The sequence below is a fragment of the Aeromonas sp. ASNIH1 genome, assembly GCF_002934285.1.
Taxonomy (GTDB): domain Bacteria; phylum Pseudomonadota; class Gammaproteobacteria; order Enterobacterales; family Aeromonadaceae; genus Aeromonas; species Aeromonas caviae.
On the sequence record NZ_CP026228.1, the window covers coordinates 2,708,859 to 2,728,417 of the forward strand.

Consider the following 19,559-nt stretch of genomic DNA (forward strand, 5'->3'; position numbering starts at 1 on the left):
CATCGCCTGCGGCTTGTCAAAGGAGAGGGAGAGGGCAGACCCGTCTGCGCGCCTCCCTTGTCCCCCGCACCGTTCTTGTGCATGCTATCGGCCTCATTGAACGGCAGGATGCAGTACCTATGAACCTTCGCGATCTCGAATATCTGGTAGCGCTGGAAGAGGAGAAACACTTTCGCAAGGCGGCGGAGCGCTGCTTTGTCAGCCAGCCGACCCTGAGTGGGCAGCTGCGCAAGCTGGAAGATGAACTGGGGGTGATCCTCATCGAGCGCACCTCCCGCAAGGTGCTGTTCACGCCCGCCGGCGATGCCATGGCCCGTCAGGCGCGCAAGGTGCTCAAAGAGGCACGAGAGCTCAAGAGCATAGGCCAGCACTTCGCCGAGCCCATGTCCGGCGAGATCCACATCGGTTTCATTCCCACCGTGGGCCCCTATCTGCTGCCCCACATCATCCAGGATCTGCGTGAACACTTCCCCAAGCTGGAGTTCTACCTCTACGAAGATCAGACCCAGGTGCTGCTCAAGCGGCTGGAGGAGGGGGAGCTGGATTGCCTCGTGCTGGCGGAGCTGGAAGGGATGGAGGGGTTTGGCGCCATCCCCCTCTATCAGGAGCCCATGTGGCTGGCCGTCCCCCAGCATCACCCGGAGGCGAGCGCCAAGGCGGTGCCCCTGCACAATCTCAAGGGCAAGAAATTGCTGATGCTGGCCGACGGTCACTGCCTGCGGGATCAGGCGATGGGTTTCTGTTTTGCCGCGGGCATCGGTGAGGATCCGCGCTTCAAGGGTACCAGTCTGGAGACCTTGCGCAACATGGTCGCCGCTGGCAGCGGCATGACGCTGGTGCCCAGGCTCGCCGTGCCCGCCAACCCGGAGGGGGGGGGCGTCAGCTATCGCCCGGTAATCAACCCCGTGCCGGGGCGCACCATCTCCCTGCTCTATCGTCACTACTCGGTTCGCCGCCCCTGCTTCAATGAGCTGGCGGCCCGCATCTCGAGTCTGATGAAAGCCCTGCTGGGCTGACGCAGCCCGCTCGTCATCCCGAAACAAAAACCGGCGCCTGGGCGCCGGTTTTGTTGTTTCCAGGGGGACCTAGAAGATGTCGTCGGTGGAGACGGGACCGTCTGTGGTCGCATCGTCACCGCCATACACCTGGTTGCCATCGGAGATCTGGCTCGCGTAGCGGGTGGGCTCTGTGCCCTCCTTGAAGAACTCCTCCGTGGTACTGCCATCGGCGCGATTGGTCAGCAGACCGGTTTCACGATCGATGCGGACCTGCATGATCCCTTCGGGGACCGGCATCTTGCGTTCGGGCACCTGGTGCAGAGCCGTCTTCATGAAGTCAATCCAGATGGGCTGGGCGGCGCCGCCGCCAAACTCGGCCCGGCCCAGACCGCGCTGGTGATTGTCAAAACCGATCCAGGAGGTGGCCACCAGATTCGGGGTATAGCCGGAGAACCAGGCATCCCGGGATTCGTTGGTGGTCCCCGTCTTGCCCGAGATGTCGTGACGCTTGAGGTCACGGGCTGCCCGCCAGCCGGTACCACGCCAGCCATTGCCCCCCCAGATGGCGGTGGTCAGGGTGTCGGTGATGAGGAAGGCGCTCTGGGCACTGATGGTCTGCGGTGCCATGTTGTTGGGCACGACAGGATCGATGGGGCACTGGGCCTTCCAGTCTGCCGTGGTATTGGCATAGGCATCCGCGCTGTCGAGACCGGCGGCGGCCAGCACGCCGCAGTCGCGGCAGGCGGCGGCCGGGTTGGCCTCGAAGAGGGGGGTGCCGAAGCTGTCGGTCACTTCGGTGATGAAGTAGGGGGTGACCTGGAAGCCGCCATTGGCCAGCACCGAGTAGCCGCGCACCACTTCCAGCGGGGTAAACTCCGCCGCACCCAGCGCCAGGGATTCGTTGGCGGAAATGTGATCACGGGCGAAGCCGAAGCGGGTCAGGCCGTCGATATAGGTATCCAGCCCGATGGCGCGCATCAGGCGGACCGACATCACGTTCTTGGACTTGGCAAGGCCGAGGCGCAAGGTGGTCGGCCCTTCATAGATGGCGGGCGAGTTCTTGGGTTGCCACATGGGGCCCTTGGCAGGATCCCACTGGTTGATCGGTGCATCGTTGATGAGAGACGCCAGGGTATAGCCCTGCTCCAGCGCGGTGGCATAGAGGAAAGGCTTGATGTTGGAGCCGACCTGACGACGGGCCTGATCGACCCGGTTGAACTTGGAGAGCTCGAAGCTGAAGCCGCCGACCAGGGCCTCGATGGCGCCGTCTTGCGGGTTCATGGCCACCAGGGCGGCGTTGACGTCGGGGATCTGGGAGAGCAGCAACTCTTCCCCTTTCTCCCTGACCCAGATCTGGGCGCCGACTTTGAGTACATCCCGCGCCGATTTCGGGGCAAAGCCCTGGCGATCGTCGGTGATGAAGGCACGCGCCCACTTGATGCCATTCCAGCCCAGTTCGGCCTGTTTGCCATTCTTGAGCACCAGGGTGGCGCTCTTGTCGCCGAGCTGGGTGACCACGGCGGCCATCAGGGGCTGATAGGTCGGCTGCTTGGCCAGATGGGCCATGATCTGCTCGTAGTCCCAGGCCGTTTCACCGGCTTTCCACAGCAAGGCGGTCGGGCCACGGTAGCCGTGGCGGGTGTCGTAGTCGAAGACACCGTCCAGCAGCGCCTGGTGGGCGGCGCGCTGACGCTTGGCGGTGACAGTGGTATAGACGTGCAGCCCCATGGTGTAGGCATCTTCACCAAACTGCTCCACCATCTTCTGGCGCACCATCTCGCTCAGATAAGGGGCGTTCAGCGTGGTCTCGGCACCGTGAAAACGGGCCTTGACCGGCATCTTGGAGGCTTCGTCATACTGGGCCTGGGTGATTTTGCCGGTTTCCAGCATGCGACCCAGCACCACGTTGCGGCGGGCGAAGGCGCGCTCCGGGGAACGGATCGGGTTCAGCATGGAGGGTGCCTTGGGGAGACCCGCGATGATGGCGATCTCGTCCAGGGTCAGATCCTTGACCTCCTTGCCGAAGTAGACCTGGGCGGCCGCGCCGACCCCGAATGCCCGGTAGCCGAGGGGGATCTTGTTGAGATAGAGGGTGAGGATCTCGTCCTTGGAGAGGTTCTGCTCGATACGCCAGGCGAGGAATACTTCCTTGATCTTGCGTACAAGAGTCTTCTCGTTGCTCAGGAAGAAGTTGCGGGCCACCTGCTGGGTAATGGTACTGGCGCCCTGACGCGCCTGGCCGGAGACGGCCCAGACGGTGGCGGCACGGATGATGCCGATGGGGTCAATGCCCGGGTGCTCATAGAAGCGGGCATCTTCGGTGGCGAGTACGGCATCGATCATGGACTGGGGAATTTCGTCCAGCCGCAGGGGGATGCGACGAATTTCGCCAAACTGGGAGATCAATTCCCCATCCCGGCTGTAGACCTTCATGGGGGTAGCCAGTTTGACATCGCGCAAGGCGCTGACGTCCGGCAACTGGGGCTTGATGTAGAAGTAGATGCCGATGAGGCTGGCAACGCCCAGCACAGCACCCAGCATCATGACAATAAACAGGCGAACGAGCCATTTCAGCATGGAAGAACTACCAATCGTCTTAAAATTAGCCAACGGGCGCAGAGTATAGCCTTTTTACCCTCGCGGATTCGAGGTTTTCCTGTCCGCAAACAGGCGACCCCGAGAAGAGGCGGGAGGGTAGCACTCCAGGGCACAATTACCAAGGGGGCCGCAATCAAGGCCGAAAGGAGAGGGGCGTCAACTTTTGACACAAACTTTATGACATTGATAGATAGAGCATTATATTGAGTTAAGCCGTCACATCATGACGCGCTGTCCTACAATAAGTCCGAAAACCCAATAACGCATGGATGTGTATATGTTTGGGCTATTAAGTAAGGGATCCCTCGTCTCCATGGCGGGCATTGATTTTGGCAGTCAAACCATCAAGGCCGTCACCATCAGCGGACGTCCCGGCAAGGTGCACCTCGGCTCGGTTGCCGAGATCCCCATGCCAAGAGGAACGCTGGTCGACTATCAACTTCAGGACATTGAACGGGTCAGTCAGTCTCTCAAGTCGCTCAAGCGGCTCGTGCAAGGGGATTGCCAGAACGTGGCCACGGCCGTGACCGGTTCCAACGTCATCACCAAGATCATTCAGGTCGATACCAACATCAACGAGAGCGAGCTGGAGAACCAGGTTCACCTGGAGGCTGAGCAGCTCATCCCCTTTCCCCTCGATGAAGTGAGCCTGGATTTTGAAATCCTCGGCATGGCGGGCGACAACGGGCGTCAGGAGGTCCTGCTCAGTGCCGCGCGGACCGAGAGCGTCAGTGGCCGGGTCAGTGCCCTGACGGAGGCAGGCATGACGACCATGGTGGTGGATGTGGGGGCCCATGCGCTCGGACGCGCCGTGCTGGCCTGCCTGCCCGACCTGCAAACCTCGGAGAAACCGGTTGGCATCGTCGACATCGGTGCCAGCGCCCTGACTTTCGCCGCCCTGCTACGGGGCCAGGTCATCTATTCCCGGTTGCAGAATTTTGGTGGTGATCAATACAGCCAGGCATTGGCCTCTTTTTACAGCATGAGTATGGAAGAGGCGGAACTGGCCAAGCTCCAGGGCTCCCTGCCTGCGGATCATGAGGTGGATGTCCTGTTGCCTCACCTCAGCACCCTGGTGTTGCAGATACGGCGCAACGTGCAGCTGTTTTGCAGCTCTTCGGGGAACAAGGAGCTCTCCAGGCTGGTGCTGACCGGAGGGGGTAGCCTGCTGCCGGGGCTGGCCGGACAAATCGGCAGCGAGCTCAACTGCGAGGTGCTACATCCCGATCCCTTTGTACTCTTTGGCAAGCCGCAGGGAGAGGGGGGGCTGACTCATGGGGCCAAGTACATGACGGCGCTCGGGCTGGCACTGAGGAGCTTCACACCATGTCAAATATAAACCTTCTGCCCTGGCGGCAGGCTCGGGCGCAGCGTCAGAAGAAACAATTCGGCATCCTGTTCGGTCTGTTCCTGGCGGGGACGGCAGCCATCGCCTTTGCCGCAGACTGGCTGGTGCAGCAGCAGATCGGTTACCAGCAGCAGCGCAATCAGCGGTTGCAGCAGGAGATGGCAACCCTGGACACCCAGCTTGGGGAGATCAGGCTTCTCAAGGAACGGCGCAAGGAGTTGATTGACCGCATGCAACTCATCGAGCAGTTGCAGATGCGCCGCAACATCCCTGTGCGTCTGTTCAATCAGCTGCCGGTGCTGGTCCCCAATGGGGTATATCTTGATAGCCTTGCCTTGCAAAACAACAAGATAGATGTGAAGGGAAAGACCGAAGCCTATGGCAGGGTTGCCAGCATGATGCGCCGAATCGACGGTTCCGGCTGGCTGACACAATCCCAGCTCAGCACCATTTTCACGGCCGAGGTGGCCCCCATCGCCCTGAGCCAGTTCTCCATGATGTTCCAGATTGCCACGGCGCTACCCAACGTGGCTAAGGGGCAAAAATGAACCTGCAACAACTGAACGACCTGGATCTCAATGACATTGCCCGCTGGCCGCCGATCGCCAAGGGCATCTTTGTCTTCTTCTGCTGTGCTCTGCTTGGCGGGGCACTCTATTACTACGTGATTGCCAATTCCCTGGCGGCCCTGGGTCGTGAAGCCGCAAAAGAGACCGAGCTCAAGGGACAATTCGAGAGCAAGGCCATGCTGGCCGCGAACCTGGAAGCATACAGAAAGCAGATGGTCCAGCTGGAACATCTGGTCGACACCCAGCTCAAGCAGCTGCCCAACACCCACGAAGTCGCCGGTTTGCTGGATGACATCAGCTTCATTGCCACCGACAACGGTTTGACATTGAACAGGATCAACTGGGAGCCAGAGGTGAAACACGAGTTCTCCACCGAGCTGCCCATGCGCATCGAGGTCGTGGGCACCTATCACGAACTTGGCAAGTTCACGGCGGACATGGCTGCTTTACCGCGCATCGTGATCCTGGATTCTTTCCAGCTCAGCCAGGGGAAGGGTGGTGAGCTGATCGGTATGTCCATGCAGGCCAAGACCTACAAGTACAACGGCAAAACCGTGGAGAAAAAGCCATGAGCATGAGAGCGGGCGTACTTCTCTTGTCGGCGCTGCTGTTGACGGCCTGTGGGGGACAGGAGGACATGGATGAGTATGTCAAACAGACCAAGGCCAGAAAGCCGGTACCGATCGAATCTTTGCCGGAGATAAAGCCCTTCTCTCCCATGGTCTATCAACGCAGCGATCAACGCAGTCCGTTCATTGCACCCCAGCCGGAAACCAGTTCCAGGCTGGATGCCAAGGCCAAGCCGGACTGTGCCCAGATAGTGGCCAATCGGGAAAAGGAGGTGCTGGAACGCTACTCGCTTGCCAGCCTGAGCATGAAAGGCTCCATCGGCAAGCAGGGGCAGTTGTGGGCATTGATCAAAACCCCGGACGGGCAAGCCGTGCGCGTCGGGCTCAATCAGCACATGGGGCTGGATCAGGGCAGGGTCATCAAGATAACGAACACGCATGTTGACTTGATGGAGACGGTACCGGATGGCAAAGGATGCTGGGTCACCCGAGAAACCCAGCTGGCCATGGCCAATCTCGACGCAAAACTATGATCAGGGATGAGCAGAGATGAGAACAACAATAAGAAGGATGACCGGTGTGGCGCTGCTGTGGCTGGGCGGATGCACTCAGGTGTGGGCAGTACCCGCGTTGCAGGAGGTCAAGGTGAATCCCCTGCTGGCCGATCAACTCCTGCTGGAGCTCAGCTTCAGCGAACCGGTCAGCGGTTTTACGGACAGGTTGACCTATGAACCCAATCAGCTTCTGCTGCACGTACCCGGGGCCATCGGTGCCCTGACGGTCAATCCCCTGCCCATCAAGCAGCAAGGGGTGAACAACCTCCTGGTGGAGGGGAAGGGGCAGGGGCTCGACATCAAGATCGCCCTCGATCAGCTCACCCCCTATCAGGTCCATCAGCAGGGCAATAAATTGCTGGTGGCGCTGGGAGACAAGGCTGGGCAGCCGGTCGCTTCCTCGGCGGCGCCTGTTGCAGCCAGCCAGTCTGCGCTCGTCAGAAGCCAGCCGGTGACTCAGTCTGCATTGATTGACACCCAGCGAGTTGCCCAGAACCAGTCCCAGTATCAGGCTCAGCCTGCCATGGCTTCCACACCTACTGTGGCTCCTTCGCCCGTTGCCCCCGGCAAGCCGGTGTTGTCCGTGTCTCAGGCAAACATGGGTGGCGCCTACTTCAACTCGGTCAAGGGCGTGGATTTTCGTCGTGGCAAGGAGGGGCAGGGGGAGTTCCTCGTGACGCTGGACAACAGTTCGGCGGCGGTGGATGTCAGCAGCCGTGGTCAGAAAGTGCTGGCCAAGTTCCACGGTACCCGGGTGCCTGATGATCAGCTCAACCTCATCAATGTGCAGGACTTTGCTACCCCGGTCTCCCAGGTGGAGGTGTTCCGCCAGGGCAATGACACCCTGTTTGAGCTCTCGGTGAACGGCCAGTTTGACTACCGTTACGATCAGGCCGACAAGATGTTCATCATCGAGGTGAAAAAACGGGTGGCCACCACGGCGGCGAAGCAGTACCAAGGAAAACCCATCTCATTGAACTTCCAGGATATTCCTGTTCGTACCGTGTTGCAGATCATCGCCGATTTCAACAATCTGAACCTGGTGACCACGGACTCGGTCTCCGGCAACATCACGCTGCGTCTCGATGGCGTGCCCTGGGAGCAGGCGCTGGACATCATCCTCAAGGTCAGAGGGCTGGACAAACGGCTGGACAACAACATCCTGCTGGTGGCGCCGGCGGACGAGATTGCCGCTCGCGAGAAACAGCAGATGGAGAGCCGCAACCAGGTGGCGGATCTCGCTCCCCTCTACACCGAGTATCTGCAGATCAACTATGCCAAGGCATCGGAAGTGGCGGCCCTGCTCTCCTCCGAGAGTACCAAGCTGCTCTCCCCCAGAGGGGCGGTCAGCGTGGATGAACGTACCAACGTGCTGGTGGTCAAGGACACGGCGGATGTCATCAGCAACGTCAAGCGGATGCTGGATATCCTCGATATCCCGGTCAAGCAGGTGGTGATCGAGGCGCGCATGGTGACCATTGATGATGGTTTCGATGAGGCACTGGGGGTGCGCTGGGGGGTGACCAAGACAGACGGTCATGGCAACGGCACCTCGGGCACCATAGAGGGTAATGATGGCGCCGGAAACAATGATGGCAGTTCCACCATCACTCGCCCCAACGTAGAAGACAGACTCAACGTCAACCTGCCGGTGACCAACGCGGCCGGCACCCTGGCGTTCCAGGTTGCCCGTCTTGCCAATGGCACCCTTTTGGATCTTGAACTCTCGGCTCTGGAAAAGGAGAGCAAGGCCGAGATCATCGCCAGTCCGCGTGTCACCACGGCCAACCAGAAGCCGGCCCTGATCGAGCAGGGGACCGAGATCCCCTATGTGGAGTCCTCTTCGAGCGGGGCGACCTCGGTCACCTTCAAGAAGGCGGTGCTGAGCCTCAAGGTCACACCGCAGATCACCCCGGACAACAGGGTGATCCTGGACTTGACCGTGACTCAGGATACCAAGGGTGAAACCGTGCCGACCGGAACCGGGGATGCGGTGTCCATCAACGCCCAGTCCATCACCACCCAGGTGTTGGTCAACAACGGTGAAACTCTGGTGCTTGGCGGCATCTATCAACAGACCATCAAGAGTGATGTCAGCAAGGTGCCGCTGCTGGGGGATATCCCCGGGTTGGGCTATCTGTTCAAGAAAACCACCAGTGAAAACAAGAAGCGTGAACTGCTGATCTTCGTGACCCCGAGGATAGTGACCGACGCCCTCTGAAAACTTTACTTGTGAGAGTAAAACACATATAACCTTACGCCCCGATGAGGCTGGGGCGTAAGGGCTGCGGTTGCCAGTCCTGGTTTCTACTGAGATAATCCCCCTCCTGATCCATCGCAAGATAAGGTTCATAGGTACCCCGGTCGAGTGTTTACCGGGGCCATACAGTTTGTAATTACTAACGAAAAGACATGGCTGAGAAACGCAATATTTTCCTGATAGGTCCCATGGGTGCGGGCAAGAGCACCATAGGTAGACATCTGGCAGAACAACTGCACATGGAGTTTTTCGACTCAGATCATGAGATTGAGCGCCGCAGTGGTGCCGATATCGGCTGGGTGTTCGATGTTGAAGGCGAAGAAGGCTTCCGGATCCGCGAAGAGAAGGTGATCGGTGAGCTCGCCGAACAGCAGGGTATCGTGCTGGCAACGGGTGGCGGTGCCATCAAGAGCCGTGAAACCCGCAACAAACTCTCCGCACGCGGCATCGTGGTCTACCTCGAAACCACCATTGAAAAGCAATTGGCGCGAACCCAGAGAGACAAGCGTCGTCCCTTGCTGCAAACCGAAGAGCCGCCCCGTGAAGTGCTTGAGCGTCTTGCGCAAGAGCGCAACGCCCTGTACGAAGAGGTTGCCGATTTTGTCATCCAGACGGATGACCAGAGTGCCAAAGTTGTCGCTAATCAAATCGTCAAGTTGATTGGTATGTAATTCATTAGAGGACGTCCATGGAAAGGTTGAAGGTCGAACTGGGTGAACGCAGCTACCCGATAGAGATAGCTGCCGGTCTGCTGCAACGCCCCGAGGTACTGGCGCAGACGATCAAGGGCAAGCGGGTCATGATAGTGACCAATACCGTGGTCGCGCCCCTGTATCTTGAACAGATCATTCAGTTGCTGTCCGGTTTTCAGGTGGAACACCTGATCCTGCCCGATGGCGAGGCCTACAAAACCCTGGCGACCTTCGAGCGGATCATGTCTGCTCTGCTGGAAACCAGCCATGGTCGTGATACCACTCTGATCGCTCTGGGGGGCGGAGTGATAGGTGATGTTGTCGGCTTTGCTGCGGCAAGCTACCAACGAGGCATTCCGTTTATTCAGGTGCCTACCACGCTGCTCTCCCAGGTTGACTCTTCCGTCGGCGGCAAGACCGCCGTCAACCATCCTCTCGGCAAGAACATGGTGGGTGCCTTCTATCAGCCCAAGCATGTGATCATCGATACCGACTGCCTCAAGACCCTGCCTGCCCGGGAATTTGCCGCCGGCATGGCCGAGGTGATCAAATACGGCATCATCTGGGATGCCGCCTTCTTCTCCTGGCTCGAAACCAACATGACTCGCCTGCAGCGCCTCGACGGTGATGCACTCTCCTATGCCATTCGCCGCTGCTGCGAGATCAAGGCCGATGTGGTCGGTCAGGACGAGACCGAGCACGGCGTGCGCGCCTTGCTGAACCTGGGACATACCTTCGGCCATGCCATCGAGGCGGAGAAGGGTTATGGCAACTGGCTGCACGGTGAAGCCGTGGCGGCGGGAACCATGCTGGCGGCCGAGACGGCCCTGGCCCGTGGCGACATGACGGCGCAAGAGGTGGCACGAGTCCGCGATCTGCTGTTGGCCGCCGATTTGCCGGTCAAGGCACCGTCCGATATGGATTTTGCCGCCTTCATTCGCCATATGCGCCGTGACAAGAAGGTGCTGGAAGGCAAGCTGAGGCTGGTGCTGCCGATCGGGATCGGACAGGCCCAGGTCGTGGCCGATGTGACAGACGAGCAATTGATGGCGGTGATCGAGTCTGGTCGTGACCATTAATAAATTGCTCAAGCTGCCTTCTCAGCGGCAGTTGGTTGACCGGCTGCTGCACCTGATCGAGTTCAACCACCCCTTTGTTTTTCTCTCCGGCAAGCCAGGCAGTGGCCGTGGCACACTGTGCGAGTCGCTGCTTGCCCAACTGCCCGATGCGGTGCGGGTGGCCAGCCTCATCGGCAGCCCGTCCATGAAGATGGCAGATGTGCGCCAGTTGCTGTTGCAGCAGGTGGTGGCACGTCCCCTGTTCAACGCGCAGGATGCCCTGGCGGACAGCTTCTTTCGCATGGTGGGTGACAAGCCTGCCAGACTGCTGCTCATCATCGAACGTGCCGATACTTTGCCTGCCGAGCTGGTGGGGGAGTTGTGGGCGCTCTGTCGTCACAACGATACCCTGGCATCTCCTCATAAACTGGCCATCCTGCTCTCGGGTGATGACGCCTGGTGTCGCAACCAGAAGGCGCTCCTCAAGGGACGGGCCATGCCAGCCCTCGAGCTGGAAGTCGCGCCACTGAGCGCTCCTGAGCAACGTATCTTCTTGTATGAGAAGGCCAAAGAGCTCAAGATCCCGACAGCCCTCTTGCCCAAGCCGAAAGTGGAAGAGATCCTGAATGGGGCGGGCGGACATCCGTCAGCCATCATGCAGTTACTGGAGGATACCATGACCGACAGAAGGCCCAAGAAACGTCAGGCCGAGTTGCCCGTCAAGAAGATAGCGATCGTGCTTGCCCTGGTGGCGGGCGGGTTGCTGGCCCTGAGCTATCTGCCCCTGTTCGACAGTGCAGGCCAGGACCCCGCCCAGGCTCCGTCCCAGGGAATGGCGTTGCCCGATCCCGTCTCAAGCGATCCTGTGAACGTCGGTGCGGCGAGCGGGGCTTTGGGTACTCAGACGAGCAGTGGCGCCGCTGCCATCCCGTCAGGGAATCAGGTTGCCCGCGATTGGCAGTCCGATGCCAAGCCCTTGCCCAAGAAGGTCGAAAGTGAGACGGTCACCACGGAGTCAACCAACTATGAGGGGCGCCGGGTCGTCATCTCCGACGAAGTGGTCGAGAAATTGATGAACCAGCCGAACGTCAGCGGCGCCTTGCCCACGGCCGTGGTGGATGAGCTGGTGGGGAGCGGTTCCCGTGCGGTCCCGACCGGAACGACGGCTCAGGTCAAGAATCCGGCCCCGAGCCGTGTCCCGGCCCGGACAGAGGCTCAACCGGCCAGTGGCGCGCAGACAGCGCCGGTCGCGGCCCCAGCGGCCAAGGTGGCGTTGACGCCGGTGGCGACTCTCAACAAGAAGCCGAAGAATCACTACAGCATCCAGTTGATGGGGGCGAGCAACACCAAGGCGGTAGACAGCTTTGTGGCCGAGCATGGCTTGGCGGGCAAGGTGTGGGTCTACAAGACCCGCTTCCGTGGCAGTCCCTGGTATGTAGTGGTGCAGGGAGACTACGCCAGCAGTGCCCAGGCCAAGGCGGCCATTCGCAAGCTGTCGCCTGCCTTGCTCAAGGGACAACCCTGGCCCAAGTCATTCGCCCAGATACAAAAAGAATTGAAGCAATAGCCAGCCACCCGAGGAAGGGGGTAGAATCACCCCCCTTTTTTGGGCATAGCCTTGTCAACACCGGACTTCCATGAAAAAAACACGCGCGTTTTTAAAATGGGCCGGGGGAAAATACTCCCTGGTCGAAGAGATCGCCGAGCGTTTGCCGGCCGGGCGTGTGTTGCTGGAGCCCTTCGTCGGGGCCGGATCCGTGTTTCTCAACACGGATTACGACGCCTATGTGCTCAACGACATCAATCCGGATCTCATTGGCCTCTACAACCACCTCAAGCAGCAGCCGGACAGCTTCATCAGCGAGGCCCGCAAGCTGTTCGTGGCCGAGCACAACCACAAGACCGCCTATTATCGGCTGCGTACCCAGTTCAACCAGACCGCGGCCGGGTTTGAACGGGCTCAGTTGTTCCTGTTTTTGAATCGCCATGGTTTCAACGGCTTGTGCCGTTACAACAAGAAGGGGGGGTTCAACGTTCCCTTCGGTTCCTACAAGAAACCCTACTTCCCGGAGAAAGAGCTGTGGGCCTTTGCCGAGAAGGCGCAGAAGGCGACGTTCATCTGCGAAAGCTATGCCGACGCCATGGCCCGTGCAGAGGAAGACTGGGTGATCTACTGCGATCCGCCCTATGCCCCCCTCTCCACCACGGCGAGTTTCACCACCTATTCGGCAGGCGGTTTCACCCTGGACGATCAGGCGCTGCTGGCCAGGCTGGCTCGCCACACCGCCGCCCATAAAGGGGTGCCCGTGCTCATCAGCAACCATGACATCGAGTTGACCCGCGAGCTCTATCGTGGCGCCCGGCTCGACGAGATCCTGGTCAAGCGTACCATCAGCCGCAACGGCGGTGGTCGCAACAAGGTGGCCGAGCTGCTGGCGCTCTACCCGCCCGGCATCGAGCCCGAACAGGGCTATTATCCCGGTGAGGCGGAGCTGGTTGCCGTCGGCTGAGTGAACAACGGTCCCTGAGGGGGCCGTTGTCATTTCTGATGCTGCCGCTGGTATTCCGTGAGCCGCGCCTGGCATCGTTTGCCAGCCATGGTGCCGGAGCGGCGTGTTCTGTAGATGCGGGTCGTTTTCATCGCCCTTTTGCGATAAAATTGCGCCGTTTTTTCTGCCACGCTGCCAATGGATGACGCTGATGAAAGACTTTCTGATTGCCCCCTCTATCCTCTCCGCCGACTTTGCCCGTCTGGGTGAGGATGTGGCCAAGGTGCTGGCCGCCGGGGCCGACGTGGTCCATTTCGATGTGATGGACAACCATTATGTCCCCAACCTGACCATAGGCCCCATGGTCTGTCAGGCGCTGCGCGATTACGGCATCGAAGCGCTCATCGACGTGCACCTGATGGTCAAGCCGGTGGATCGCATCGTGCCTGATTTTGCCAAGGCCGGTGCCAGCCTGATCACCTTCCACCCGGAAGCCTCCGATCACGTGGATCGCACCCTGGGCCTCATCAAGGAGCAGGGTTGCCAGGCTGGTCTGGTGCTGAACCCCGCGACCCCGCTCACCTGCCTGGAGTACGTGATGGACAAGCTGGACGTGATCCTGCTGATGTCGGTCAACCCGGGCTTTGGCGGTCAGAGCTTCATCCCCGGCACCCTCGACAAGCTGCGCCAGGTGCGCCGTCTGATCGACGAGAGCGGCCGCGACATTCGCCTGGAAATCGATGGCGGGGTCAAGGTCGACAACATTCGCGAGATTGCCGAGGCGGGTGCCGACATGTTCGTGGCGGGCTCTGCCATCTTCGGCAAGCCGGATTACAAGGCGGTGATCGACCAGATGCGCGCGGAGCTTGCCCATGTCCGTCGCTGATCGCCCCTTTGACCTGGTGCTGTTCGATCTGGATGGCACCCTGATTGACAGCGCCCCGCAACTGGCACTGGCGGTCAACCGTACCCTGGCGGAGCTGGGGTTGGCCGAGGCCGACGAGGCCGTGGTGCGTACCTGGGTCGGCAACGGCGCCGACAAGCTGATCCAGCGGGCTCTCGATTACCGCGACGCCCCGGAGCAGTTTGCCAAGGCCCGCCCCCTGTTCGACCGTCACTATCAGGCGTGTCTGCTGGAAGGCCTGGCCATGTATGACGGAGTGGCCCGTAGCCTGCGCCGTCTGCAGGGGCTGGGTTACCAGCAGGCCGTGGTGACCAACAAACCGAGTCACTTCGTACAACCCATTCTGGAGGCCCTCGGCATCAGCGACTGTTTCGCACTCTGGCTCGGGGGCAACTGCGTACCCGTCAAGAAACCGAGCCCGGAGCCGCTGTTGCACGCCTGCCACGAGCTGGGTGTCAGCCCGTCCCGCACCCTGATGGTGGGGGATTCCGAAAATGACGTGCTGGCCGCCCAGGCCGCCGGCATGAAGGTGGTGGGGCTCACCTATGGCTACAACTATGGCCGCCCTATCGCAGACTCTCGCCCCGACTGGGTTTGCGAGCAGTTTGCCGAACTCGACGCCCTGCTGGTCTGATCCAGACCGGGCTGACGGATAACAAGGATTACTACTCTGATGACTAAACCAATCGTATTGAGCGGTGCTCAACCCTCGGGCCAGCTGACCATCGGCAACTACATGGGGGCCCTGCGTCAGTGGGTCAGCATGCAGGATGACTTCGACTGCCTCTATTGCATCGTCGATCTGCACGCCATCACCACCCGGCAGGATCCGGCCGCCTTGCGCAAGGCGTGCCTCGACGCAGCCGCCCTCTATCTGGCGGTGGGCATTGACCCGGCCAAGAGCACCGTCTTCATCCAGTCCCACGTGCCCCAGCACGCCGAGCTCGGCTGGATCCTGAACTGCTACACCCAGATGGGCGAGCTGTCGCGCATGACCCAGTTCAAGGACAAGTCCGCTCGTTTCGAGAACAACGTCAACGTCGGCCTGTTCGGTTATCCGGTGCTGATGGCGGCCGACATTCTGCTTTATCAGGCCAATCAGGTGCCGGTTGGTAATGACCAGAAGCAGCATCTGGAGCTGACCCGCGACATCTGCACCCGCTTCAACAACCTCTATGGCGAAGTCTTCACCCTGCCGGAACCCTTCATTCCGACCGAAGGGGCCCGGGTGATGAGCCTGCAGGACCCGACCAAGAAGATGTCCAAGTCCGACGACAACGAGGCCAACTTCATCGGCTTGCTGGAAGATCCCAAGCAGATCGTCAAGAAGATCAAGCGGGCGATGACCGACTCCGACGAGCCGGCCGTGGTGCGTTTTGATCCCGAAAACAAGCCGGGGGTCTCCAATCTGCTGACCCTGATGTCCGGTGTGACCGGCCGCTCCATCCCGGAGCTGGAGCAGCACTTCGAAGGCAAGATGTACGGCCACCTCAAGAGTGAAACGGCCGATGCCGTGGTCGCCTTGCTGGAACCCATCCAGGCGCGCTTCCGCGAGCTGCGTCAGGATGAGGCCCATCTGCAGGCCATTTTGGCGGCTGGCGCACAAAAGGCGCGTGAAAGGGCTGAAAAAACCCTGATCAGCGTATATGATGTCGTCGGCTTCGTTCCTCGAGCCTGACATACTGGGAAGGTGTAGTAGAAGAGAGCTGGGTGGATGCCTGGCTTTCTTTGTTTTACACCTTCCGGTTTGTCGCAACCTCCCCCAATGTCAAACACGGGCTTTGCCCCAAGAGAAAGCATGTCTGTCGAATCACAAACCCTGAGTGAAGAGTTGGGTGACAAGGGTCACTGGCTGCGCAAGTTTCGCAAGGCCAAGAACCTCAATACCTTGCAGTTGATGGTCTCCAACGCCATCGACAAGCACCACAAGACCCCGGCCATCGCGGCTGCCATCTATCTGGCCGAGTGCCAGCGGGAACGGGAACTGGAACAGGGCCGTTATCTGGACCGCTGAGGTCCGTTCCCTTGCCAAGGTGACTCCTTCCCATCTGCCTGTCACGTCCTGTGCCCTTTTCCCGGTCGTCTCCCGTCTCTTTTACCTTGCCATCCTGACATGGAGAGGCTGATGCTGCCCGGTCGGGGACAGGCCCACCGCCGGGTGGGGTCGACAGGCCCGGATCGCCATTGAAGAGCGGACAGACTGCACAGCAGGTGAGGTCATCGCCGGTTTATTAACGCAAAGAGACATGCCAGAATGCGCGGCGTTTGTCTGCCCGCCCTCGCAACGGGCTGTCCGCTCACCGTCTCTGTCTTATTCCCAGGGTGTTTGCATGCTGCTACTCATCGACAACTACGACTCCTTTACCTGGAACCTGGTGCAATACTTCGGCGCCCTGGGGCAAGAGGTGGTGGTCAGGCGCAACGATGAGCTGAGCCTGGAGGAGATAGCCCGGCTTGCACCCCGCCATCTGGTGATCTCTCCCGGGCCCTGCACGCCAAACGAGGCGGGCATCTCTTTGGCCGCCATCTCCCGTTTTGCCGGCGAGATCCCCATCCTCGGCGTCTGTCTCGGCCATCAGTCGCTGGCACAGGCCTTTGGTGCCCGGGTAGTGCGTGCCCGTCAGGTGATGCACGGCAAGACTTCTCTCATCCGTCACAAAGGGGAGGGGGTGTTCAAGGGGCTCAACAACCCGCTGCGGGTGACCCGCTATCATTCTCTGGTGGTGGAGGCGGAGTCGCTGCCCGACTGTTTCGAGGTTACCGCCTGGAGCGAACATGCCGACGGCAGCCCGGACGAGATCATGGGGCTGCGGCATAAAACGCTGGCGCTGGAGGGAGTGCAGTTCCATCCGGAGAGTATTCTGAGCGAACAGGGGCACCAGTTGCTGGCCAACTTTTTGGCCGTTTCCTGAAAAAATTGCGATGTCTGTCTCAAAACCGTCATGAGGCAAAAAAAAATTTCCCTGAGACTTTATTCACCCTCCTCCCTGTCCAAATTATCTCTTGCCAACACCCCCTGAGCCGTTATGCAATGCGGTTGCCTAAAATCTCAAAGGCAATCGAACATTGTTCCTTATAGGCGGTTAAGTTACAGACTTTTTACTTTTTTTCTGTGATAATTCCGCCACGTTTACACGGATTTAACTTTTGGGCGGTGGATTATTCTGCCGCGAGATAGCAGGAGAGCAATATGTCAGAGTTGTTGGCAGTGACACGTGAAGTGTTTGATGAAGTGATGGTTCCCAACTATGCGCCGGCCAAAATCATCCCGGTGCGCGGCGAGGGGTCACGTGTCTGGGATCAGGAAGGCCGCGAGTATGTGGATTTCGCGGGCGGGATCGCGGTCAATGGCCTGGGCCATTGCCATCCCAAACTGGTCGAGGCCCTGAAATCCCAGGGTGAGAAGCTGTGGCACCTCTCCAACGTGATGACCAACGAGCCGGCCCTGCGCCTGGCCAAGAAACTGGTCGCCGCCACCTTCGCCGAGAAGGTCTATTTCTGCAACTCCGGTGCCGAAGCGAACGAAGCGGCCCTCAAGCTGGCCCGCCGCTACGCCATCGAGAAGTTCGGGGCCCACAAGACCCAGATCATCGCCTTCCACCAGGGCTTCCACGGCCGTACCTTCTTTACCGTCAGCGTCGGCGGCCAGGCTGCCTACTCCGATGGCTTCGGTCCCAAGCCTGCCGACATCACCCACGTCGCCTACAACAACCTGGAGGAGCTGGCTGCCGTCATCTCCGACAACACCTGCGCCGTGGTGATGGAGCCGCTGCAGGGCGAGGGTGGCATCATCAGCCCCACCGACGAGTTTGCCAAGGGTGTGCGCGAGTTGTGCGACAAGCACAACGCCCTGCTGGTTTATGACGAGGTGCAATCCGGTGTCGGTCGAACCGGCGAGCTGTTTGCCTATATGGGCCTGGGCATCACCCCGGACATCCTCACCAGCGCCAAGGCGCTGGGCGGCGGCTTCCCCATCGGGGCCATGCTGACCACCACCGAGATCGCCTCCCACCTGAAAGTGGGCACTCACGGCTCCACCTACGGCGGCAACCCGCTGGCCTGCGCGGTGGCCGAGGCGGTGATCGACGTGGTCAACACCCCGGCAGTGCTGAGCGGCATCAAGCAGCGCGAGCAGCTGTTCCGCGAAGGGCTGGAAGCCATCAACGCCAAGTACCACTGCTTCAGCGAAGTGCGCGGCAAGGGCCTGCTGCTGGGCGCCGTGCTCAACGATGACTTCAAGGGCCGCTCCCGCGACTTCCTGCTGGCCTCCATCGATCAGGGCCTGATGGCGCTGGTTGCCGGTACCAACGTGGTGCGTTTTGCCCCCTCCCTGGTGATCCCGGAAGCGGACATCAAGGAAGGGCTGGCCCGGTTCGAGAAAGCGGTCGCTCAGGTGGTCAACGCCTGATCCAAATTGAGGTGGGGAGCCCTCCCGGCAGGAGCCGGGACCCCACCTGTCGTCAATGAAAGGGAGTTGTCATTTATGTTGGTTATCCGTCCTATCGAGCAGCGCGACTTCGCCGGCCTCAAGACCTGTGCCATCGAATCCGGCACCGGCATGACATCCTTGCCGGTCAACGACGAGCTGCTGCAACGCAAGATCGATGCCTCGACCCAGACCTTCCTGGACAAGCCCGCCGGCAAGGGCGAGTGCCTCTATTTCTTCGTGGCCGAGGATCTGGAGACCGGGGAGATGGTCGGTACCTGCGCCATCGACGCGGCGGTCGGCCTGTCCCAGGCGTTCTACAACTATCACATCGGCAAGGTGGTGCACTCCTCTCCCAAGCTCGGCATCTACAATGTCGTGGAAACCCTCACCCTCTCCAACGACTACACCGGCAATTCCGAGCTCTGCACCCTGTTTCTGCGTGAATGCGCCCGCGAGGGGCTCAACGGCCGTCTGCTCTCCAAGCACCGTTTCCTGTTCATGGCCGAACACCCCGAGCTGTTTGACAGTACCGTCTTTGCCGAGATGCGTGGTGTCTCCGATGGCAACGGCCACAGCCCCTTCTACGAGTGGCTGCAAAAACATTTCTTCTCGATGGATTTTCCCACCGTCGACTATCTGACCGGCATCGGCAAGAAGCGCTTCATCGCCGAGCTGATGCCCAAGTACCCCATCTACGTCAACCTGCTGAGCAACGAGGCGCGCGCCGTCATCGGCAAGACCCACGAAAAGACCCGGCCTGCCCTCAAGATGCTGCAGGATGAGGGGTTCGTGAATCGCGGTTATGTCGACATCTTCGACGCCGGCCCCACCGTCGAATGCGAGGTGAAGAACATTCGCAGCGTGCGCCGCAGCCAGAAGCTGGCGGTGCTGGTGGGTGAGCCCATCGGCGGTCATACCTACCTCATCTGCAACACCAGGTTCGAGCAATACCGCGCCTGCTACGGCAACATCCGGGTCGATCTGGACAAGCACGAAGCCATCATTCCGCCCAAGATGGCGGCCGCCCTCAAGGTGGAAAATGGCGACATGGTGCGCGTCGTCGATCTGGATTGACCCGCCCCGCAGCACAG

At 60.2% G+C, this 19,559-nt stretch carries 18 protein-coding genes; 17 read left to right on the forward strand and 1 reads right to left on the reverse strand.

Going from position 1 to position 19,559, the window contains the following annotated elements; genetic code table 11:
• The first annotated feature begins 119 nt into the window (after positions 1-119).
• A complete protein-coding gene (gene oxyR / locus C2U37_RS13250) occupies positions 120-1,016 on the forward strand; it encodes a DNA-binding transcriptional regulator OxyR (protein WP_104452470.1) in 897 nt (298 codons plus the stop codon).
• A 69-nt stretch (positions 1,017-1,085) separates the two neighbouring features.
• On the opposite strand, the gene C2U37_RS13255 is transcribed toward oxyR, so the two are convergent.
• Positions 1,086-3,575: a penicillin-binding protein 1A gene (locus C2U37_RS13255; RefSeq protein WP_039039577.1), complete on the reverse strand. Its 2,490-nt coding sequence runs from the start codon at positions 3,573-3,575 to the stop codon at positions 1,086-1,088.
• 298 nt (positions 3,576-3,873) lie between these two features.
• Between C2U37_RS13255 and tapM the strand changes: the two genes are divergently transcribed.
• The 16 genes from tapM (at position 3,874) to astA (ending at position 19,542) form a co-directional block, all read left to right on the forward strand.
• Positions 3,874-4,935: a PilM family type IVa pilus assembly protein TapM gene (gene tapM, locus C2U37_RS13260; RefSeq protein WP_302058766.1), complete on the forward strand. Its 1,062-nt coding sequence runs from the start codon at positions 3,874-3,876 to the stop codon at positions 4,933-4,935.
• Positions 4,923-5,492 (forward strand): PilN family type IV pilus biogenesis protein TapN, encoded by a 570-nt coding sequence (gene tapN, locus C2U37_RS13265; RefSeq protein ID WP_039039579.1) that lies wholly within the window; start codon positions 4,923-4,925, stop codon positions 5,490-5,492. The genes tapM and tapN overlap by 13 nt, the downstream gene beginning before the upstream one ends.
• Positions 5,489-6,085, forward strand: a complete 597-nt coding sequence (tapO, locus tag C2U37_RS13270; RefSeq protein WP_041212566.1) for a PilO family type IV pilus biogenesis protein TapO — start codon at positions 5,489-5,491, stop codon at positions 6,083-6,085. The genes tapN and tapO overlap by 4 nt, the downstream gene beginning before the upstream one ends.
• Before the next feature lie 2 nt (positions 6,086-6,087).
• Positions 6,088-6,615 (forward strand): pilus assembly protein PilP, encoded by a 528-nt coding sequence (locus tag C2U37_RS13275; protein WP_029314119.1) that lies wholly within the window; start codon positions 6,088-6,090, stop codon positions 6,613-6,615.
• A 16-nt stretch (positions 6,616-6,631) separates the two neighbouring features.
• Positions 6,632-8,857 (forward strand): type IV pilus secretin PilQ, encoded by a 2,226-nt coding sequence (locus C2U37_RS13280; RefSeq protein ID WP_052814886.1) that lies wholly within the window; start codon positions 6,632-6,634, stop codon positions 8,855-8,857.
• A 191-nt stretch (positions 8,858-9,048) separates the two neighbouring features.
• Positions 9,049-9,567 (forward strand): shikimate kinase AroK, encoded by a 519-nt coding sequence (gene aroK, locus C2U37_RS13285; RefSeq protein ID WP_010673824.1) that lies wholly within the window; start codon positions 9,049-9,051, stop codon positions 9,565-9,567.
• A gap of 17 nt (positions 9,568-9,584) precedes the next feature.
• Complete coding sequence (gene aroB, locus C2U37_RS13290; protein WP_039039582.1) at positions 9,585-10,667, forward strand: 3-dehydroquinate synthase; 1,083 nt, start codon at positions 9,585-9,587, stop codon at positions 10,665-10,667.
• Positions 10,657-12,213 carry an SPOR domain-containing protein gene (locus tag C2U37_RS13295; RefSeq protein WP_104452472.1) on the forward strand — a complete coding sequence of 519 codons (1,557 nt, stop codon included), beginning with the start codon at positions 10,657-10,659 and terminating at the stop codon, positions 12,211-12,213. Before aroB ends, C2U37_RS13295 begins: the two co-directional genes overlap by 11 nt.
• 70 nt (positions 12,214-12,283) lie before the next feature.
• On the forward strand, positions 12,284-13,156 hold the full coding sequence (locus tag C2U37_RS13300; protein WP_029314124.1) for a Dam family site-specific DNA-(adenine-N6)-methyltransferase: 873 nt from the start codon (positions 12,284-12,286) through the stop codon (positions 13,154-13,156).
• 190 nt (positions 13,157-13,346) lie between these two features.
• Entirely contained in the window at positions 13,347-14,021 is a 675-nt protein-coding gene (gene rpe, locus C2U37_RS13305; RefSeq protein WP_010673828.1) for a ribulose-phosphate 3-epimerase, read from the forward strand.
• Positions 14,008-14,673 carry a phosphoglycolate phosphatase gene (locus C2U37_RS13310; protein WP_049636543.1) on the forward strand — a complete coding sequence of 222 codons (666 nt, stop codon included), beginning with the start codon at positions 14,008-14,010 and terminating at the stop codon, positions 14,671-14,673. Before rpe ends, C2U37_RS13310 begins: the two co-directional genes overlap by 14 nt.
• 39 nt (positions 14,674-14,712) lie before the next feature.
• On the forward strand, positions 14,713-15,717 hold the full coding sequence (gene trpS, locus C2U37_RS13315; protein ID WP_010673830.1) for a tryptophan--tRNA ligase: 1,005 nt from the start codon (positions 14,713-14,715) through the stop codon (positions 15,715-15,717).
• Between the two features lie 120 nt (positions 15,718-15,837).
• Positions 15,838-16,053 (forward strand): hypothetical protein, encoded by a 216-nt coding sequence (locus C2U37_RS13320; RefSeq protein ID WP_104452473.1) that lies wholly within the window; start codon positions 15,838-15,840, stop codon positions 16,051-16,053.
• 316 nt (positions 16,054-16,369) lie between these two features.
• A complete protein-coding gene (locus C2U37_RS13325) occupies positions 16,370-16,951 on the forward strand; it encodes an aminodeoxychorismate synthase component II (protein ID WP_104452474.1) in 582 nt (193 codons plus the stop codon).
• Positions 16,952-17,229: 278 nt separating this feature from the next.
• On the forward strand, positions 17,230-18,447 hold the full coding sequence (locus C2U37_RS13330; RefSeq protein WP_039039586.1) for an aspartate aminotransferase family protein: 1,218 nt from the start codon (positions 17,230-17,232) through the stop codon (positions 18,445-18,447).
• A gap of 75 nt (positions 18,448-18,522) precedes the next feature.
• The gene (gene astA, locus C2U37_RS13335) at positions 18,523-19,542 is read left to right on the forward strand and encodes an arginine N-succinyltransferase (protein ID WP_039039587.1); all 1,020 of its coding nucleotides are present in this window, start codon (positions 18,523-18,525) and stop codon (positions 19,540-19,542) included.
• Positions 19,543-19,559 lie beyond the last annotated feature (17 nt).

Excerpts from the sequence above, each read along its gene's own strand:
- oxyR (WP_104452470.1), top strand. The coding sequence starts at position 120 with ATGAACCTTCGCGATCTCGAATATCTGGTAGCGCTGGAAGAGGAGAAA.
- C2U37_RS13320 (WP_104452473.1), top strand. The coding sequence starts at position 15,838 with ATGTCTGTCGAATCACAAACCCTGAGTGAAGAGTTGGGTGACAAGGGT.
- C2U37_RS13255 (WP_039039577.1), bottom strand. The coding sequence starts at position 3,575 with ATGCTGAAATGGCTCGTTCGCCTGTTTATTGTCATGATGCTGGGTGCT.
- C2U37_RS13310 (WP_049636543.1), top strand. The coding sequence starts at position 14,008 with ATGTCCGTCGCTGATCGCCCCTTTGACCTGGTGCTGTTCGATCTGGAT.
- C2U37_RS13275 (WP_029314119.1), top strand. The coding sequence starts at position 6,088 with ATGAGAGCGGGCGTACTTCTCTTGTCGGCGCTGCTGTTGACGGCCTGT.
- tapO (WP_041212566.1), top strand. The coding sequence starts at position 5,489 with ATGAACCTGCAACAACTGAACGACCTGGATCTCAATGACATTGCCCGC.
- C2U37_RS13325 (WP_104452474.1), top strand. The coding sequence starts at position 16,370 with ATGCTGCTACTCATCGACAACTACGACTCCTTTACCTGGAACCTGGTG.
- C2U37_RS13300 (WP_029314124.1), top strand. The coding sequence starts at position 12,284 with ATGAAAAAAACACGCGCGTTTTTAAAATGGGCCGGGGGAAAATACTCC.
- trpS (WP_010673830.1), top strand. The coding sequence starts at position 14,713 with ATGACTAAACCAATCGTATTGAGCGGTGCTCAACCCTCGGGCCAGCTG.
- tapN (WP_039039579.1), top strand. The coding sequence starts at position 4,923 with ATGTCAAATATAAACCTTCTGCCCTGGCGGCAGGCTCGGGCGCAGCGT.
- aroB (WP_039039582.1), top strand. The coding sequence starts at position 9,585 with ATGGAAAGGTTGAAGGTCGAACTGGGTGAACGCAGCTACCCGATAGAG.
- astA (WP_039039587.1), top strand. The coding sequence starts at position 18,523 with ATGTTGGTTATCCGTCCTATCGAGCAGCGCGACTTCGCCGGCCTCAAG.
- aroK (WP_010673824.1), top strand. The coding sequence starts at position 9,049 with ATGGCTGAGAAACGCAATATTTTCCTGATAGGTCCCATGGGTGCGGGC.
- rpe (WP_010673828.1), top strand. The coding sequence starts at position 13,347 with ATGAAAGACTTTCTGATTGCCCCCTCTATCCTCTCCGCCGACTTTGCC.
- tapM (WP_302058766.1), top strand. The coding sequence starts at position 3,874 with ATGTTTGGGCTATTAAGTAAGGGATCCCTCGTCTCCATGGCGGGCATT.
- C2U37_RS13280 (WP_052814886.1), top strand. The coding sequence starts at position 6,632 with ATGAGAACAACAATAAGAAGGATGACCGGTGTGGCGCTGCTGTGGCTG.
- C2U37_RS13330 (WP_039039586.1), top strand. The coding sequence starts at position 17,230 with ATGTCAGAGTTGTTGGCAGTGACACGTGAAGTGTTTGATGAAGTGATG.